Annotated in this window: 17 protein-coding genes and 1 tRNA gene; 5 read left to right on the top strand and 13 right to left on the bottom strand. The window is 37.2% G+C overall.

The genetic code is table 11. The annotated features are described in order from the left end of the window. Window positions 1-35 precede the first annotated feature (35 nt). The 7 genes from BM327_RS10210 to xerD form a co-directional block, all read right to left on the bottom strand. The gene (locus BM327_RS10210) at window positions 36-1,928 is read right to left on the bottom strand and encodes a SpoIIE family protein phosphatase (RefSeq protein WP_090249111.1); all 1,893 of its coding nucleotides are present in this window, start codon (window positions 1,926-1,928) and stop codon (window positions 36-38) included. A 193-nt stretch (window positions 1,929-2,121) separates the two neighbouring features. Beyond that, the gene (locus BM327_RS10205) at window positions 2,122-3,321 is read right to left on the bottom strand and encodes a glutamate-5-semialdehyde dehydrogenase (RefSeq protein ID WP_090249109.1); all 1,200 of its coding nucleotides are present in this window, start codon (window positions 3,319-3,321) and stop codon (window positions 2,122-2,124) included. A gap of 27 nt (window positions 3,322-3,348) precedes the next feature. Continuing rightward, window positions 3,349-4,134 (bottom strand): glutamate 5-kinase, encoded by a 786-nt coding sequence (gene proB, locus BM327_RS10200; protein WP_090249107.1) that lies wholly within the window; start codon window positions 4,132-4,134, stop codon window positions 3,349-3,351. Between the two features lie 18 nt (window positions 4,135-4,152). Further along, the gene (proC, locus tag BM327_RS10195; protein ID WP_090249105.1) at window positions 4,153-4,959 is read right to left on the bottom strand and encodes a pyrroline-5-carboxylate reductase; all 807 of its coding nucleotides are present in this window, start codon (window positions 4,957-4,959) and stop codon (window positions 4,153-4,155) included. Window positions 4,960-5,202: 243 nt separating this feature from the next. Next, window positions 5,203-5,565, bottom strand: coding sequence for a hypothetical protein (locus BM327_RS10190; RefSeq protein ID WP_090249103.1), 363 nt, complete (start codon window positions 5,563-5,565; stop codon window positions 5,203-5,205). A gap of 160 nt (window positions 5,566-5,725) precedes the next feature. After that, entirely contained in the window at window positions 5,726-6,160 is a 435-nt protein-coding gene (locus tag BM327_RS10185; protein ID WP_090249101.1) for a hypothetical protein, read from the bottom strand. Window positions 6,161-6,279: 119 nt separating this feature from the next. Beyond that, window positions 6,280-7,179: a site-specific tyrosine recombinase XerD gene (gene xerD, locus BM327_RS10180; RefSeq protein ID WP_090249099.1), complete on the bottom strand. Its 900-nt coding sequence runs from the start codon at window positions 7,177-7,179 to the stop codon at window positions 6,280-6,282. A gap of 5 nt (window positions 7,180-7,184) precedes the next feature. Here xerD and aroQ point away from each other — a divergent pair, with 5 nt between their 5' ends. After that, the gene (aroQ, locus tag BM327_RS10175; RefSeq protein WP_090249097.1) at window positions 7,185-7,589 is read left to right on the top strand and encodes a type II 3-dehydroquinate dehydratase; all 405 of its coding nucleotides are present in this window, start codon (window positions 7,185-7,187) and stop codon (window positions 7,587-7,589) included. A 37-nt stretch (window positions 7,590-7,626) separates the two neighbouring features. On the opposite strand, the gene BM327_RS10170 is transcribed toward aroQ, so the two are convergent. Then, window positions 7,627-7,699, bottom strand: a tRNA-Gly gene (locus BM327_RS10170). A 56-nt stretch (window positions 7,700-7,755) separates the two neighbouring features. Between BM327_RS10170 and BM327_RS10165 the strand changes: the two genes are divergently transcribed. Beyond that, window positions 7,756-8,202, top strand: coding sequence for a PaaI family thioesterase (locus tag BM327_RS10165; protein WP_090249095.1), 447 nt, complete (start codon window positions 7,756-7,758; stop codon window positions 8,200-8,202). A gap of 108 nt (window positions 8,203-8,310) precedes the next feature. Here BM327_RS10165 and BM327_RS10160 read toward each other — a convergent pair whose 3' ends face one another. From BM327_RS10160 to BM327_RS10150, 3 genes are read right to left on the bottom strand one after another with little or no spacing between them, the layout of a single operon-like run. Next, entirely contained in the window at window positions 8,311-8,871 is a 561-nt protein-coding gene (locus tag BM327_RS10160; RefSeq protein ID WP_090249093.1) for a DUF4924 family protein, read from the bottom strand. A gap of 15 nt (window positions 8,872-8,886) precedes the next feature. After that, window positions 8,887-9,546 (bottom strand): OmpH family outer membrane protein, encoded by a 660-nt coding sequence (locus BM327_RS10155; protein WP_139230332.1) that lies wholly within the window; start codon window positions 9,544-9,546, stop codon window positions 8,887-8,889. Between the two features lie 14 nt (window positions 9,547-9,560). Continuing rightward, entirely contained in the window at window positions 9,561-9,827 is a 267-nt protein-coding gene (locus tag BM327_RS10150) for a hypothetical protein (RefSeq protein ID WP_090249089.1), read from the bottom strand. A gap of 301 nt (window positions 9,828-10,128) precedes the next feature. On the opposite strand from BM327_RS10150, the gene BM327_RS10145 reads away from it, so the two are divergent. Then, complete coding sequence (locus BM327_RS10145; RefSeq protein ID WP_090249087.1) at window positions 10,129-13,563, top strand: T9SS type A sorting domain-containing protein; 3,435 nt, start codon at window positions 10,129-10,131, stop codon at window positions 13,561-13,563. Window positions 13,564-13,626: 63 nt separating this feature from the next. Then, window positions 13,627-14,502: a DUF1853 family protein gene (locus tag BM327_RS10140; protein WP_170853734.1), complete on the top strand. Its 876-nt coding sequence runs from the start codon at window positions 13,627-13,629 to the stop codon at window positions 14,500-14,502. Here the strand turns inward: BM327_RS10140 and BM327_RS10135 are convergent. Both BM327_RS10135 and BM327_RS10130 read right to left on the bottom strand, forming a co-directional pair. Next, window positions 14,489-14,890, bottom strand: a complete 402-nt coding sequence (locus BM327_RS10135) for a DUF1987 domain-containing protein (RefSeq protein ID WP_090249082.1) — start codon at window positions 14,888-14,890, stop codon at window positions 14,489-14,491. The genes BM327_RS10140 and BM327_RS10135 overlap by 14 nt on opposite strands. A gap of 102 nt (window positions 14,891-14,992) precedes the next feature. Continuing rightward, window positions 14,993-15,835: a hypothetical protein gene (locus tag BM327_RS10130; protein WP_090249080.1), complete on the bottom strand. Its 843-nt coding sequence runs from the start codon at window positions 15,833-15,835 to the stop codon at window positions 14,993-14,995. A gap of 116 nt (window positions 15,836-15,951) precedes the next feature. Here BM327_RS10130 and BM327_RS10125 point away from each other — a divergent pair, with 116 nt between their 5' ends. Further along, window positions 15,952-17,097, top strand: a complete 1,146-nt coding sequence (locus tag BM327_RS10125; RefSeq protein ID WP_090249078.1) for a DUF4856 domain-containing protein — start codon at window positions 15,952-15,954, stop codon at window positions 17,095-17,097. Window positions 17,098-17,107 lie beyond the last annotated feature (10 nt).

The following is a 17,107-nucleotide window of genomic DNA, read 5'->3' as shown; positions in this document are numbered from 1 at the left end:
TTTTTTTAACACACTTTATTTAGTGTGAAATAGAACTATATTTTGATGCCGAAAATGCAAATGTCATCTACTTGTTCGTTTGTTCCCTTCCAATTTTGAAAGGTTTTGTTGACTTTTAATTTTTGATCCTTCATAGGAAGCTCGTGTATATCGAGGAGGAGTTGTTTTAGGTTTTTGCGCATGAATTTCTTGTTTTTCGCACCGCCAAATTGGTCCACCAATCCATCCGATAGTAAGTAATAACAATCTCCCTCCTGAAGGTTGAAAATTTGATGGGTAAATGGGGTGTAAGATTTTAATCCTCCTATGGGCTGTCTGTCGGCCTCGAAAAGATCAAGTTCCCCTTTACGAATTCTAAATACGGGATTGTTTGCTCCAGCAAATTCAACTTCCTTTTTCTCAAAATCAAAGGAGCATATAGAAATATCCATACCGTCTTTAATAGAGAGCTCAGAAAAGGAAAACATCTCATCGAAAAGCACGTGAAGTTTGTCTAAAATGGTAGCGGGTTGAGTGATACCGTAGGCATTGATGGTACGTTGAATTAAACCGTGACTCAAGGCGCTTACAAAGGCGCCAGGTACGCCATGACCGGTACAATCTCCTACGGCAACAATTACTTTGTTCTTAATTTTACTACAATAGTAGAAATCTCCACTTACCGTATTTTTAGGAAGGTAGAGCACAAAGGAGTCTTCGAGTAATTTATAAATGTTCTTTTTGGAAGGAAGTAAGCCCAATTGTATGCGCTTGGCGTAGTTGATAGAATCTTGAATTTCTTTGTTTTTTTCTATAAGTTCTTCTCGCTGATTAAGTATTTCTTGTGACATGGCATTGAAGGCTTCAGTTAACTGTCCAATTTCATCTCGTGTGGTGGGTTGCAATGTTTTGCCGTAATCACCATGTGCTATTTCTGTAGCGATAGATTTTAGTTTAATCAAAGGTTTTGAAAACTGTCGGGTTATCCAGGTTACCAAGGCTATGAAAATGAAAATAACTATGGCACTCAAGCTTAATACCTTGAACCTAAGTTTTAAGATAGGGGCTAGTATTTCTTTTTTATCTATTTCGGCAAGTATTACCCAGTCTAAACCTTGAAGTTCTAGGGAGCTAGAAGAGCTGAGTACTTCTATACCTCTGTAGTCTTTTATAATGGAGGTAAAGGTATTTCCTTCCAAAGCTTCGTATACTGCAGGTGTATTGATGAGGAGTTGATTTACTGCATTGGGAATGAATCTAGATTGACTTTTTAAGCGATGATTCTTATCCACAAGGTAGGTTTCTCCTGTATTACCGAGTCCTTGAAGTACCGTATTGGTAATCATGATATTGTCGATGGAACTAGAGGGTATGGTAAAACAGAGTATAGCTCGAAAAGAACCGTCGCTATGATAGACTGGAGCAGCTGTTGTAAGGTACAGTTGATCTCGAATTTGGATGTAATCAAAGAGGGTGTTTTTTTTACTGGAAATTACCTGCTTATAAATGTGTTGCACATATTTTTTTAAGGGGTTATGGGTGATAGGATTGAAAGTGAGTTTGCCATCAAAATGAGCGAGAGAAAAATTGTTTGAATCATAGATGATAATCATGTCGTGGAAAGACTCATTGGTCATAAAAGAATTGATGGGTTTTCGTTCAAAAACAGAGTCGTTTTTTTTCTTTACTCCTTTAAACATTAAGTCTATTTCCACCGACGTGGCAGCAATTTGTGTACTTTTTAATTTTCCTTCAAGAAAGTCTGTTATGAATTTAGTTTTAATAACCCGAGAGGTTGTAAGCTGTTCAAAAGTTCTATTGAGGATGGCTTTCTTTGTAAGGTTAAAGGAATAGAAACCAACCACTAAAATAGTAAGCACACCAAGGCCAATAAAGGCAATAAGAATTTTAAGTCTTATTTTCTGTTGTATGTGTTGAACGAACTTCATCAATAGGTGTTTTTTAGACTTCTAGCAATGCAAATTAGTGTTAGAGTAAGTTAAGGAAAACAGGAGAGTTAATCAATTAATTGTGACGTAGTTCTCTATAACAGGGAGTAGTGAGTAAGGGAAGAGATAATAAAGTTGAATTAAATAAAAAAACCTCCCAAGTTTGGGAGGTTTTTATGTGTGTTATTTGGACTTACACTCGAATGTGTCCATCTCCAAATACATAGTATTTATTGGTTACCAATTGCTTTAATCCTAAAGGACCTCTGTGGTGAAGTTTGTCTGTGGAAATGGCTAATTCAGCTCCAACCCCCATTTGTCCACCATCCGTAAAGCGGGTTGAGGCGTTATGGTAAACTGCTGCAGAATCTACTTGTTCCATAAATAGTTCAGCCTCTTTAGCATCTTCAGTTAATATGGCAGCTGAATGTCCTCCAGAATATTTGTTGATTGTAGCTATGGCTTCATCTTCATTTTCTACCACACTCAACATTATTTTCATGGCCAAAAATTCTTCGTACCACGTATTCTGATCTTCAACCACGGTATTGTTGGGTAAAGTTTGTTTCAAGCTAGGATCTACAACAACCTCAACCTGATGATCATTTAAGATGCTGTTAAGGTCTTTTACCTTCGCTTCAAAATCAGCAATGTTTTTATCAATTAACACCTTGTCTAAGGCATTACAACCTGATATTTTATCTGTTTTCGCGTTAATGACAACTTTGATGGTTTTTTCCCAATCTGCCTTTGGAGTAATGTATAGGAAGTTGTTTCCTCGACCACTGATTAAAACAGCACATTGTGCATGTTCCTTTACAAAAGCAATTAAGCGTTCACCTCCGCGGGGAACAATTAAATCTAATTTCTCCGTAGGATTGCGCAAAAATTCTTGGGTTTCTGCTCTGTTCATGTGTAAGAGTTTAATCCAATCTTTGCTTAAGCCATTTTCTTTTAAGGCTTGGTGCCAGCATTTTTCTAAAATGAGGTTAGAGAACTTGGCTTCTTTTCCTCCTTTTAATAAAATTTTGTTGTTGGCTTTAAAGGCCAAAACAGCTGCTTCTATGGTAACATCGGGTCTAGATTCGTAAATAATCATGATGGTACCAAAGGGAGCGGTTTTGTTCTGAATGTTCAATCCTGTTTCCAAAGTTCTATTAGATATCACTTGTTGAACAGGGTCTTCTTGTTGACGCACCTCTTTGATGGCTTGTATCATACCGTCTACCTTGGCTTCGTTCACCACGAGTCGGTCATACAAAGCTTGGTCATCTTTGGTAAATGCGTCTAAATCTTTTTGGTTTTCTTTTATTATCTCTTGTTTGTTCTCTGCTATAATGCGCATCATAGCATCTAGTACGTCGTTCTTTTTGTTTGTATTGAGTAATTCCATGTATGTAAGTCTTGTAAATATTGTATGTTATTTTTCTGTCTCGTTGTTCACGAATTTGGTACCAACTTCTTTCCCTTCCAAGATGTCAATAATGATGTTATCGTACTTACCGTTGGCTATGTAAGTAGGAATGTTTTTCTTGGCTGTACCTTTGGCAATGCGTAGTTTGGACTTCATTCCACCACGTCCTTCGCCTTCTCCTTTTTCTGAAGCTTGAACGTATTTTTCAACGTTTTGATCTACACTTACCGTATTGAGTTTACGGGTGTCTTCATCGTCGGGGTGCCCGGTGTATAATCCATCTATATCGGTAAGGATGATGAGCATGTCAGCATCGATAAGTTCGGCTACTAAACTGGCTAATTCATCGTTATCGGTAAACATAGACATAGACAAGGATACCGCGTCGTCTTCATTGGCAATAGGGATAATTCCTTCATGCAATAAGGCTTCGTAACAATTGATCATGTTTTCTCTATGTAGGCCTGGATCAAAATCTCTTTTGGTGGCCAATACCTGTGCACAGCGCATACCATAATCATGGAACATGCTGTAATAATGACGCATCATTCGCGGTTGTCCTACCGCAGAAAATACTTGTCGACGTATGGAAGGATCTTGTATAGAACATTCTCCCAATACTTCTTTACCGGCTATAGTAGATCCGGAGGAAACAAGTACAGTAATAATATCTCTTTCGTATAAGTAGGCGATTTGTCTGACTAAGTTTTTTAATATTGGGCCTACAATTCTGTTGTCTCTATTGGTCATCACATTGGTTCCTACTTTGATGACCACTTTTTTCTTGTTCATATTTTTTGTTTGAGTGAATTAACTTTGTTCGCCAAGTTCTACAGCTCTATCAAAGGCTGCATAGGCGGCTTTCTTAATTAATTCGTTAACGTTATTGTCTTCTAAAGAATCTAAGGCGGCGCGAGTGGTACCTCCTTTAGAGGCAACTCTGTCCATTAGTGTTTGTGGACTCACGTTTTCGTGGTTGAAAAGCTCTACGGCTCCTTCAAAAGTGTTGGATACGAGTATTTTAGAATCGTTTGGAGAGAAGCCCATTTTTAAGGCGGCTTCCATCATAGAGTGCATGAAATAGAAAACATAAGCCGGACCAGATCCAGAGATACCTGTTGAGGCATCAATAAAGTTTTCATTTTTAACGCGTATAGATTCTCCAGTAGTATCCAGTAAGTTTCTCACCATTATCAATTCTACTTTAGAAACTTCAGGTGATTCAGTGTAAGAGGTAACTCCTTTTCCTACCTGAGCGGGTAGGTTGGGCATAGTTCTTACTACTTTTTTCACACCCAATCCTTCTTGGATGGATTCTATAGTTACACCGGCCATGAGCGAAACAAAGATTTGCTGTTCATTCACCAAGTGCTTTATTTTAGCGTACAAATCCTCACAGTGGTAAGGTTTTACAGCTAAAAAAACAATGTCTGCCTCTGGCAAACAATCTTCGATATTTCTAAAAGTATCGAAGTGAGGTACTTCATCTAGTTTAACGAGTACATCTTCAGAAACATCATAAATTTGAATGTTCCTTCGGTTTTTGAATGGCGATGTGGCCATTCCTTCTGCATAGGTAAGCCCCATATTCCCGGCCCCTATCATTAAAATTTTCATCTTAAAAGATTTTAATTTTCGCAAATTATTAGACGCAAAAAAACCAAGTAACTTTTGTTATTTGGTCATTTCTTCGTCTAACAAAACGCTTTATTACTAATTATTTCAAGTTGCTTATAATATAGTAATTTTCTTGGTTTATCAAAAATTAATCCTGATTAATAAGGTGTTAAGTATAGAAATACACCTTTATGCATAAGTTTTGCAGCTCTACTTTGGATGTTACAGCTCCTTACCAGTGAATTAGTTGAGTTCTATTTTGTGCCAATTCTCACGTAAACGGAGATATTCCTTTTTAAAGCGAGAGAGGTAATAATTTACAGCTCCTTTTTTGTTCGAAAATGGATCTTTATCGTTGATGGCTTTAAAACTACTTTTAATGAGTCCGATAATATCAGAGTGCAAAAGTAAAATAGAGGCTTGCTCATCAATTTCTTGATCGGTAAACACACTTTTAATGGATTCTAACTCTTGTTGTTCTGTGGGAGTGATACTTTGTTTCTCTTTTAATTGGTCTAAATAGGGTAACAGGGTAGCACTTAACTCCACAAAATTTTTCAACACCAAAAGTGCCTTATTTATTTGTGATATGTTTGAAGTGTTCATGACTGTGTTGTTTAGTATTGTAAGTCTTTCTATATATATAAACGTATAAAGTAGGTAAAAAGTTGACTTTCAGGTGGGAAATCAACTAAAAAAAGCAGATGTAAACCACACCTGCTTTTCTGATCGCTGCTAACTATATGTTTGTATAACTTAAAAAGTTCTAGTGTTGGTGAGCTTCACCGTGAGGCTTATGTCCGCCTTCTTTGTGACCTTTACATTTTTCTTTACAATCTGCTTTACAGGCTTCTTTTCTTTTCGCCTTCATTTCGGCTAACTTATCTTTTTGTTCTTGAGTAAGTTCAGCTTCAACTTTTGCTCTACCTTCTTCACGTTGTTGTTTCGCCTTTTCTCTTAAGGCGATCATTTCTTTGTGTGTTTTTTCCGCCTTCTTGATGTTGTCCAATTCTATTTTGTAGATTTTTTCTTTTTGAGCATCTGTAAGCTCTAACTTTTCTGCCAATTTATCTACGCGTTTTTGCGCCTTCTGTTCAGCGGTCATTTCTACGTGTTCCTTTTTTTTATGTTCAGGATGGTCTTGACCAAAACTTAAAGGTGCAATGATGGCGAGGGCTAAAATTAAAATGTACTTTTTCATGTCTTTTGTTTTTGTATTTACCTTTTAGACTTGTGAAAAAGAGAGGGGTTTAATGCTGAGTTTTGTTTTTGAGGTGTTTTAACGTTTGTTGGCAAATCTTGCCAAGAGCGGGGAGGACTTTATTTTTTATTTCTGGGGTGATAACTAATAATAGCTTCACGCAAAAATGAGCTATCTAGATGTGTATAGATTTCTGTGGTGGTGATGGATTCATGGCCCAACATTTCTTGTACAGCTCTAAGGTTGGCGCCACCTTCTATAAGATGCGTAGCAAAACTGTGTCTAAAGGTATGTGGACTCACGGTTTTATTCAACCCTATACGTTCTGATAATTGTTTGATGATGGTAAAAATCATTACGCGGGTGAGTTGCTTTCCACGCCTATTAAGAAAAACGAAATCTTCATGCCCTTTTTGAATATTGAGGTGTTGACGAATGCCCTCCTGGTATAGTTTTATTTCTTTTTCAACGCCGGGAGCAACGGGTACTAGTCTTTCTTTATTGCCTTTACCAATTACGCGCATGAAACCCTGTTCAAAAAAGATATGGGAGAATTTAAGGTTAACCAATTCACTCACACGGAGTCCACAACTGTACAAAGTTTCGAGTATAGCTTTGTTTCTGTGTCCTTCGTTAGTACTTAAATCAATGGCTCCAATTAATTCGTCTATTTCTTCTATGCTTAAGAAGGTAGGAAGCTTTCTTCCGATTTTAGGCATTTCCAACAATTGAGAAGGATCGTGGTCCATTTCTTCTTCCAAAATGAGGAAGAGAAAGAATTGTTTAACTCCTGTAATAATTCGTGCCTGAGAACGGGCGCTGATGCCTAAATCATATAAATCTGCTATGAAGTTTTTAAGGTCGTTATAGGAAATTGTGGTGGGAGTTGTATGACTAACTTCAAAGAAATCTCTGAGTTTTGTCACATCGCGTTGATAGGCCAGAATCGTATTTTCCGATAGGCCTTTTTCTATTTTCAAGTAAGCCACAAAATGCTTAATATAGCGTTCCCAACTCATATGCAATGAATATACTTATTATCAACGGTCCAAATTTAAACTTATTAGGCAAACGTAAACCTGAAGTCTACGGAAATGAAAGCTTTGAATCCTATTTTGATAGAATGAAAGTGGATGGTGTAGCGTTAAGCTATTTTCAATCTAATATAGAAGGAGAAATTATAGATGCTATTCAACGTGAGGATATTGACGGTATAGTTCTAAACGCTGGGGCATATACACATACCTCTATTGGAATTCGAGATGCTATTGAGGCGGTGGATACACCAGTAGTAGAAGTGCACATTTCTAATGTTTGCAATAGGGAGAGCTTTAGACATACCAGTTATATAACTCCAGTTTGTGTGGGGTCCATTTTGGGACTGGGTTTAAAAGGTTATGACTTGGCAATTGAATACCTTAAAAGTTAGTGTAAAAAAAAAGGTCCTGATAAATCAGAACCTTTTGAGCGGGAGACGAGACTCGAACTCGCGACCCTCAGCTTGGAAGGCTGACGCTCTACCAACTGAGCTACTCCCGCGGACGGGTCAAAAGTAGTAAATTAATCTAATTCGGCAATCAAAAAATTGAAAAAAAATGAAAGAAAAAATAATAAAACTTTATCGTGAATTTAATCACTTTGGAAATCAGTTAAATATGGATTTTGAGATTTTAGCTCCAGGTAAAGTTTTATACAAAATGAAGGTAGGAAAAGAGCATTTAGCAACTCCAATTGCAGCTCATGGTGGTGCTTTGGCTGGTTTAATGGATGCAACTTTAGGCGTTGCGGGCTTAAGTAAAATGGCTGAACATGGTAAAATTGTGTCTACCGTTGAATTTAAAATTAACTATTTGGCCCCTGCTAAAATACATGATGAGTTAGAAGCTTTGGGACATGTAATCTCAGCTGGGAAAAGAATTCTATATATAGAAGGGGAGATTTACAAATTTGATGGCGAAGAAAAAATTGTAATAGCTAAGGCGAATGGAACCTTTAACGCCTATCCTGCAGAAAAAGCAAAAATGCATTTTATAGATGGTTAGACTTTTTGGCGTTTAAACTATAGGTTCCTCAACCAGCTTATCCCTTAAATCTTTGAATTGTTGAATCCTTGAATCAAAAAAAATGCTGTCCCTTCAGACAGCATTTTTTTAATTATCATGTGGCGTGAGAAAATCTACATCGCCTGCTTTCATTTTGTGATAGCCTTGTGCTACGTAGGCAAGCATGATACGCATGGTATCAAAGGCTTCTTCAGAAACGGGAGAAATTTCTTTTTTCTGAAGTTTCAACAACAACTTCATGTATAAAGCATGAAAACAAATTTCTAAGGGATGTAATTCTCCCAAATTGCTTTTTTCCTGAAACGCTTTAATATGCTCTTCAGCTGCTTCGAATAAACCAAGGTATTTTGGATCTTTGGTAACGGTCAATAAAGTGTTGTGTAAGTACACCAATTCGAAGTGAACTTCTTTTACTCTATTGATGTGACCTTGTTTTTCAACCCCCTGTATTTTCATCTCCTGAATAAGCCCTTTGTACCAATTCACATATTCTTTGGCCAAAGATTCACTCGGAACTTGCTTGCTGATGAATTCTTTTTCGATGCGCTCCAAATCAAAATTGTAGGCGCGGATCAAATCCTCAATCTGATACATGTATAACACGTACTCAGCAATGTTCTCCTTCAATTTCTGTTGTGCAATAAACATAGGTTCTTGTCCTTCTTATTTTGCAGTTTCTTCTGCGTTTGTTTCTTCCTCTACACTTTCTTCAACACCTGAGATGATTTCTTTTTCTCTTTTGTTCAAGTAGGCAATGAAATCTTGTGTTACGTCAAATGCATCTGAGATGTAAGTTATTTGTCCTCCTTTTTGGTAAAAGAACAAAATATCTATACCGTTTTCTTTGGCGTATTCATTTCCTGCTCCAGAAATTTTGTTAGCCAAAGCATTGGTGTAGTTCATCGTTTCTTGTTGCAAAATTCTACCCTCATTTTGTTCAATTTGGGCAATCTCTTGTTGTCTTCGTGCAATCTCTTCTTGTACTTTTGGTAATTCAAATGAAGAAATTTCATTGTTCTGATCTCTTCTTTGAATTTCAGCAGCATATTGCTCGTATTTCGCGTACATACGCTCTAGTTTCGTCTGATATTGCGTTTGTTTAGCTTGCAACATCGAGTCGATTTCTCTGTAGTAGTTAAAACCTGATGGAATGCTATCTTGAACATAGAAAGCAATTTTTAAACCTTCCGAGTTTTTTACCTGAATTTCACTTGCTGTTTTAGCAGGTGTTTGTGCTTTGCTTTCTTCTGTTGTAGAAGTTGATGAGTTACAAGAGGCCAATACTAAGGCTCCCATCGCAAATGATGCTATTAATTTATTCATCTTAAGTTGCTTGATTATTTTGTTTCTGAATTTTCTTGAACGTTCTTGTTGCGGAAAGATTTTTCCCAATCGGCACGCATATCTACAAAACGGTTTAAACAACCTTGTAGAAAATCACTCGTGATCATGGCTTTAACGTCTGCTAATCCCATTACATCAATTTCCCCAATTTTATAAGTTTGTTCGAATTGACCTAGTTCTACTTTAACAATGTACTTATTGTTAAAATTAAAGATTTGTATCTTAAATCTTGGGTGTTCTATTTCTTCTATTACTCTCACGCTGCAAAAATGCTAAAAATACATGAAAGTATAAAGTGCAGGGGAAACAATGTGTTGCATTCTTAACTCTTCCTTTTTTGAAAGCAGTTGTTGCATATATAACGTAATTGTTAGTTAAAGTGATTTTGTGTTGAATGAGGTGTTAAATGTTTTATACATCCTTTAAAACTTGAATGGCAGCTTAAAAAATAACAAAACGACCAATATTTGTTATAAATTTGCATGCTCTTTTTTCTTCCTTAGTTTTGTGTCGACTTCTACATCCAAGTAGAATAAAATACACTAATAAACTAAATTAATCATGAAGAAAATTTCATTATTGCTCATGGGCTTGCTGCTTACATCTCTCAGCATCGCCCAAACAAATGTGGGGTCAGGAACCTCAACCGGTCAAGCCATACCTATTGAACCTTACTATGGCTACACCTATTCACAATCAATTTACCTATCGTCTGAAATTAGCGCATCTGGTTCTATAACTGGAGTGCGTTATTACACTGCTTCTGGTACAAGCTTAGACGCTAACTCTTATGATTGGGTTGTGTCTATTGCTACTTCCACCAAAACTTCCTTTTCTGGAGTCTCTGATTGGGAGCCAGTTTCAAACTTTACACAAGTCTATGCAGATTCTGCCTATGTAGTTTCTGATCCTGCTGGTGATTATGTAGAAATTTTATTTGACAGTCCTTTCGCCTATAATGGAACAGACAACATCATTATGGCAGTGGCTGAAAATCAAACTGGTTTTGGAGCAAATTCCGACGAATTTTTGTGTTCAAGCACTACCAATGATAGAGCGCTTACTTATTATGATGATTATGACGCTCAGGATATGACGAGTTTGTTTGACGCAAATACTACACGTGCATACATTCCAAACATTACTTTCTTGGGAATTACACCAGCCTGTACTCCAGTCGATGGTGTTGATTTGAATTCGGTTACAAGCGATGGCTTCGATATTATTATAGATCATGCCCTTACAGCCCCTTCTTATGAAGTGGAGTTTGGTTTATCTGGTTTCACACAAGGGTCAGGTAATACAACAATAATTACTGGAGATTCCTTGAATTTGGATACATTAATGTCTAACACGACTTATGATATTTATGTGCGTTCAGTTTGTTCAACTACAGATACAAGTACAGTATTTGGACCTGCTAGTGTTACTACGGAATGTGTAACCTACATACCAGATCATACTGAAGATTTTTCGAATTACTTACCTGAATGTTGGGTAGAAGCTAGTGGAGCTTTAACAACAAATTCTTCTCTTTCATTTGGTTCTTCAGATTGGGGAAGTTCTTCTGGAAGCGCAAAAGTGAATATCTATTCAACATCGAAAGACGAATGGTTGATATCTCCTTCTTTTGATTTGAGTGCCGGGAATAATTTTTTAAGCTTTAATATAAGAGCAACCGAATATTTCTCATCTGCAGACGCCATTTGGGGAGCAGATGATTCGATGGCTGTTGTTATTTCTACAGATAATGGTGCAACTTGGTCAACAGCAAACATATTAGAATTATTCAATGTAAATAACAACCCTGGAGCTACCGCTCAAGTTAAATCGTATGATTTATCTGCGTATACAGGTACGGTGAAATTTGCCTTTTATGCAGCGTCAACTGTTTCTAATGAAGACATAGATGTGTATGTGGATGATTTCTTTGTAGGGCAACAACCTTCTTGTTTAGTACCCACAAGTTTGACAGTAGGTACGGTTACCAACAATAGTGTTGATTTAGCATGGACTACTTACTATGGTACAGGAACTGATTTTCAAGTAGGAATAGTTGAAGCGGGTCAAGCTTTTTCAACAGCTACTTTATCTTTAGAAACAGGAAACTCAACTACAATTTCTGGTTTAATGTCGAACACAGATTACGAGGTTTATATCCGTCAAATTTGTGGTGCAGGCGATACAAGTGGTTGGACAACTGTGGCTCAAGAATTTACTACAGCATGTGATGCTGTTGGTCTTGGTTACACCGAAGACTTTGCAAACTACCTTCCTTCATGTTGGGGAGAAGCTGACGGTTTATTAGGCTCAAATGTAACTTTAAATGGAGGGTCTTCATCATGGACTAACGATGATTATGGTAATCAATCGGCAGGAAGTGAATCGGCTCGTATCAATATCTATTCAGATAATGTAGAGGAATGGTTGATTTCACCTTCTATAGACCTTACTGGAGGTAATACCCAAGTTTCTTTTGATATGATTGCAACTGAATGGGGGAGTACATCCAGTGCCGTTTGGGGTTCTGATGATAGTTTGGCTATCGTTGTTTCTACAGACAATGGTGCAACTTGGAGTAATGCAAATATTGAAAAAGTATTTACAGCAACTAATCCTATAGCGGCTGCTGGAGAAACTGTAACCATCAATTTAACTGATTATACGAGCTTTTCTGCGGTTAGAATCGGGTTTTATGCGAAGTCTGATGCATCAAACGAAGATATTGATGTTTTCGTAGATAATTTTGTAGTAGAGCTTGTTCCTGATGTAACGCCTTCCTTGGTGCAAGTACCTACGATCTACTGTGGAACAGGTGCAATAAACGCAGATTTCTACCTGGTAAATAATTCATTAACCAATGCAGCAGATGTTGATTATGAGGTATTCGTGGATGGAGTAAGTTTAGCTACAGGTGTTGAAAATATTCCTGCTGATGATTCTGTATTGGTAACGGTAGGTCCTTTAACTCCAACGGTTGGTGCACACGATGTTAACGTTGTAACCAGCTTAAATGGTGATGCAGACGGAACAAACGATAGCGAAACGATTACAGTGTATGTTTCAGCTCCTGATGTTTCGGCAACGGTTACAGATATATTATGTAATGGTGATATGAATGGTGAAATTGCTTTATCTACTGTGGATGCAATAGGTAATGTAGATTATTCATGGAGTTCAAATGCGAATGGAGCTATTACACCAACAATTACTGGACTTGGTGCTGGTGTTTACATGGGGTATGTAGTTGATTCAATTGGATGTCAAGACAGTATTGAAATTAACTTGGTTGAACCGGCATTAATCGAAGTAAGTTTAGATTCAATTTTTGATGTATTGTGTTACGGAGGTTCTACCGGTGAGCTTTACGTTACAGCAACTGGAGGTACTGCACCTTTAGATTTCTTATGGGATAATGGAGAAACTACTGAAGATAATACGGTAGGTGTTATGGCTGGAGATTACGCATTGACAGTAACAGATGCAAATGGATGTACTTTCACGACTCCTGATTATACAGTTGCAGAACCTACTGAATTAGTAGCAACGGCAACAGACAATTTGAATGGTACTGCAACGGCAAATGTTACGGGTGGAACTCCTCCTTACGAATACGTTTGGGATAATGGAGATCAAACGCAAACACAGACAACCGTTCAGTTAGGAGTTCAAACCGTGGTTGTAACAGATGATAATGGATGTGAAACAACTGCTTCTGTAACTACTGTAGTAGGTTTGGATGATGTGAATCCTTTGAATGCGGTAAGAGTTTACCCAAATCCAACAATACATATTCTTAACATAGATATTACCGAGCTAAACAATGTAGCGGTTGATATTGCACTTTATGATAACACAGGAAGATTGGTTCACCAACTTTCTGGTGCTCAAAATCAAGTGGTGCAGTTCAACACTTCTGAATTGGCACGAGGGCTTTACACGCTGAAATTACAGAATGGTAAAACCCTCAAAACTGTAAAGATTGTAGTACAATAGTTATGGTTTATTTTTAGTCAGAAGGTCACCCAAATGGGTGACCTTTTTTTGTTATTTTGCGGTGTGGATACACTTCAAAACAATATCTCAAAATTTCAAACTCCAGCCATTAAAGATTTGGTTTGGGCACTTTGTTCTCCTTGTCCCCTCAACGAAGAGGTAGGAATTCCTTTGGTGAGTGATGCTAAAAAATATACGTGGTATCAACAACATTATGCCTTGCTCAAGCTCTGGGATAACTCTCCCGAAGAATTCAATTCTCAACTAAAAGCCTTTACCAAAAATCACAGATTGGGCTATTACTTTGAAGCCTTGATGCATACTTTTTTTCATTTAAGTCCATACATAAAAGTTGAATTAGCCAACCATCAAATCATTAGAGAGAAACAAACACTTGGTGAAATAGATTTTATTCTCAAAGAAGATCAAGAGATTTATCATTTAGAATTAGCCGTGAAATATTATTTGCAAAATGAGGAAGCCCAAGAGTTTGAACAATGGTTAGGGCCGAACGCTAAAGATAACCTCGCAAAAAAAATATTAAAGTTAAAAGAACATCAATTAAACTTAACGCAGCATTTAAATGACTATAAAGATATTCCTTCTAAAGCTTTAATATGTGGTCAATTTTATCAAAACTCACCTTTGGTGTATTGGCAAAATGAAAAAAGTGAACGCAAAGGATATATGAAGGCGAGCACATTTGAGGAGTGGTCTTTAAACGAAGCTATTCTTGAGTATTTTCTCTTAGAAAAACCCAATTGGTTAAGTGCAACGGTCGAAACAAACGAAAGCTTAAAGTTACAAGGTAGGGAAGAGTTGTTGGCTAGAATGCAGAAAAGTTTTAACCAAAAAAAAGCAGTCCATGTTGGACTGCTATATAAAAATGGGTATACGTCTATAGTTTTAGTTCCGGATGCTTGGCCTACATTGCCATAGCAAATTCTACTTCGCTGTACGGACAAAATTCGAAAGGTATCTTTACCATAAAAGCAAAGTCTTCTCCAATTTCTTTTACATCAACATCGCCTTCTTTAAACCTCCATATAACCTCAATGTTTTGTTCTTTTAAAAACACCTCATTGAGTGCATACAAGCAGTTAAGAATGTATTTGGAAGAGGTGATGTTCATGTATTCTATGTCGAATACGAAGCTCGTTTTTGCAGCTGGCTGCTTGGCATAGTTCTCTACCCAGTTCTGTACTGGTATCCAAAATTTATCAGAATCTTCAGGTATTAATCTACCCTTGATTTTTAAATTTCCAGTAAGTGAGTCTAGTTCTATGGCAGGCGACTTTGCAGTTGCTTGAATGAACAAATTATCCATAAAATTATAACAGTCTTAATTTTCCTTGGCCGTAAAGATGCAAAATTTTCTTATCATATTTATGCATAAGAAGTTGAAAATCTTTATTTGTCAACTAGGATTTTATTGATTTAAACTTCCCTTGTGTTGATTAAAGTGTAAAGAATAGAGATTAAGAGCCGGGTATTTTACAATGCGATTTACTACAATTTGCTTAGAAAATAAGAAGTCTTTCAGTTCATCTTTGAAATAAAAAGCGATACTTCCAGTAACCGAAATGGAATTGGTATGCATGGGCTCTACTGTAGTTGTATACATTTCTTGGAAAGAAGTTCTAAGTATACTTTGCACCTCTTCTTCGGCCTTGTGTTCAAATAAAAATTTGCTCAAGGTGGCAATTTCTTTTCTGTTTATCTCTTCTACCGGTGTGTTTAGAGGAAAAGAAATGTTTGTTTTATAAGCTTCTAATTTTGCAATTAACTCAGGGGATAACGTTTTATGTTGGTAACCCTCAATAAGCATTTTACCCATTCGAGCACCGCTACCTTCGTCTCCATGAGGGTAGCCCAAACCTCCAAAAGTTTCGGTAATTTTTTCACCGTCGTATTTTAGGCCAACACTTCCTGTACCGAGAATTAATACATCTCCAGGTGCATCAGCAAGAGCGGCTCTACAACTTCCTACAACATCCCCATAAATATGGGTTTCATTAAAGCCTAAGGTAGTAAGTAACTCTTTTACGGGAGTTTGATTTTCTTCGCGTAAACAACCTGTACCGTAAAAATACAGCACGTATTCACTTAAATCGTAAGCATTAAAAAGTGCTTTTACTTCTTCTTCCTTTGCGGGTGTTATTTCTTTAGGGTGAAGTCCTGAACTGAAAAATTCTTTATAGGTTTTTTCATCAGACATTATCCAATGCGTCTTGCTCCCTCCACTGTCTGCTATGATGAATTTCTTTTCCACGGCTTAAAGGTAAAATAAAGTTGAAAAACAGAATACCATTTTTGTGGTATTGCCCTCAGCAGGCTATCCGCCTATCTTTGCAGCACTATTTAAAATAAGACTAAATAACACTAAAGATGAATAAAAGTAAAGCACTTTTAGTATTGGTTGCAGGAGCAATGGCATTTACAGCTTGTAAAAAAGAAGGATGTACGGATGAAACGGCATCTAACTACAGCGAAGAAGCGAAAAAAGATGATGGGTCATGTGTTTACATTGATAACTCACCCCTCGCACCAACTACTTATGAGTTTACAGATGCGGAAGGAAACTCAACAGTTTCTTATGGAGGACAACAAGATCGTTTGGCGCAATTGTCAGAAATGGTAGCCTTAATGAAAAGTGGTGTTAACGCTCCAGTAAGTGCGCAAGATTTGCAAGATATGTTCGCCAATACTGGTGACAATGGAAATGGAAACTTTACTTTTTCTTCTTCAAAACAATTGAAAGATAAGTGTTTCTCTGCAGATGTAAGCTTCTTTGAAGATGCCTTAGACTCTATGGCCTTGGCTTCACAGTCTTACGATATGACAGCGGCTTACGGACAAGCGGGAATCGTTACCAATGGAACAAGAACGTATTTATTAGGGGCAAATGGAATTGAATACACGCAATTAATCGAAAAAGGATTGATGGGTGCAGTATTGATGTACCAAGCAAACAACGTTTATTTCTCAGATGCGAAAATGGATGTAGACAACACTACAGCTGTGGATGCAACTGCTGGTAAGTACTACACAACTATGGAGCACCACTTCGATGAGGCTTTTGGTTACTTTGGAGTTGATGTTGATTTCCCTACAACTATTCCTGATCACTTCTGGGGAGAGTACTGTAACAGTAGAGATACTGAGTTGAGCTCTAACTCAGTAATGATGAATAACTTCTTAAAAGGAAGATTTGCAATTACTCAAAAGGATTATACTTCTAGAGATGAGGCGATCGAAGCAATTCAAGTAATGTGGGAAAAAATTGCAGCGCGTCAAGCAGTTCATTACTTAGATTTGGCTATTGCTAACTTTGGTACTGATGATGCTTTGTATTTCCACACTTTATCTGAAGCTTTAGGATTTACAATGTGTATCCGTTACGCAGCACAAGACACGCGTGTTTTAACACAAACAGAATTGAATGCTATTTTAGCAATGTACGGAGATAACTTCTGGGATTTAACTTTGGTTGACTTAAACAACATCAAAGCGGCAATCAACGCGAAGTACTAGTAAAATATTA

Origin of the sequence: Lishizhenia tianjinensis, from assembly GCF_900116425.1 — a bacterium.
GTDB lineage: Bacteria > Bacteroidota > Bacteroidia > Flavobacteriales_D > Crocinitomicaceae > Lishizhenia > Lishizhenia tianjinensis.
This window is presented reverse-complemented; position numbering and strand designations above follow the sequence as displayed.

Excerpts from the sequence above, each read along its gene's own strand:
- proC (WP_090249105.1), bottom strand. The coding sequence starts at position 4,959 with ATGAAAATTTTAATGATAGGGGCCGGGAATATGGGGCTTACCTATGCA.
- proB (WP_090249107.1), bottom strand. The coding sequence starts at position 4,134 with ATGAACAAGAAAAAAGTGGTCATCAAAGTAGGAACCAATGTGATGACC.
- BM327_RS10125 (WP_090249078.1), top strand. The coding sequence starts at position 15,952 with ATGAATAAAAGTAAAGCACTTTTAGTATTGGTTGCAGGAGCAATGGCA.
- BM327_RS10160 (WP_090249093.1), bottom strand. The coding sequence starts at position 8,871 with ATGTTTATTGCACAACAGAAATTGAAGGAGAACATTGCTGAGTACGTG.
- BM327_RS10165 (WP_090249095.1), top strand. The coding sequence starts at position 7,756 with ATGAAAGAAAAAATAATAAAACTTTATCGTGAATTTAATCACTTTGGA.
- BM327_RS10145 (WP_090249087.1), top strand. The coding sequence starts at position 10,129 with ATGAAGAAAATTTCATTATTGCTCATGGGCTTGCTGCTTACATCTCTC.
- aroQ (WP_090249097.1), top strand. The coding sequence starts at position 7,185 with ATGAATATACTTATTATCAACGGTCCAAATTTAAACTTATTAGGCAAA.
- xerD (WP_090249099.1), bottom strand. The coding sequence starts at position 7,179 with ATGAGTTGGGAACGCTATATTAAGCATTTTGTGGCTTACTTGAAAATA.
- BM327_RS10185 (WP_090249101.1), bottom strand. The coding sequence starts at position 6,160 with ATGAAAAAGTACATTTTAATTTTAGCCCTCGCCATCATTGCACCTTTA.
- BM327_RS10205 (WP_090249109.1), bottom strand. The coding sequence starts at position 3,321 with ATGGAATTACTCAATACAAACAAAAAGAACGACGTACTAGATGCTATG.
- BM327_RS10210 (WP_090249111.1), bottom strand. The coding sequence starts at position 1,928 with ATGAAGTTCGTTCAACACATACAACAGAAAATAAGACTTAAAATTCTT.
- BM327_RS10155 (WP_139230332.1), bottom strand. The coding sequence starts at position 9,546 with ATGAATAAATTAATAGCATCATTTGCGATGGGAGCCTTAGTATTGGCC.
- BM327_RS10135 (WP_090249082.1), bottom strand. The coding sequence starts at position 14,890 with ATGGATAATTTGTTCATTCAAGCAACTGCAAAGTCGCCTGCCATAGAA.
- BM327_RS10190 (WP_090249103.1), bottom strand. The coding sequence starts at position 5,565 with ATGAACACTTCAAACATATCACAAATAAATAAGGCACTTTTGGTGTTG.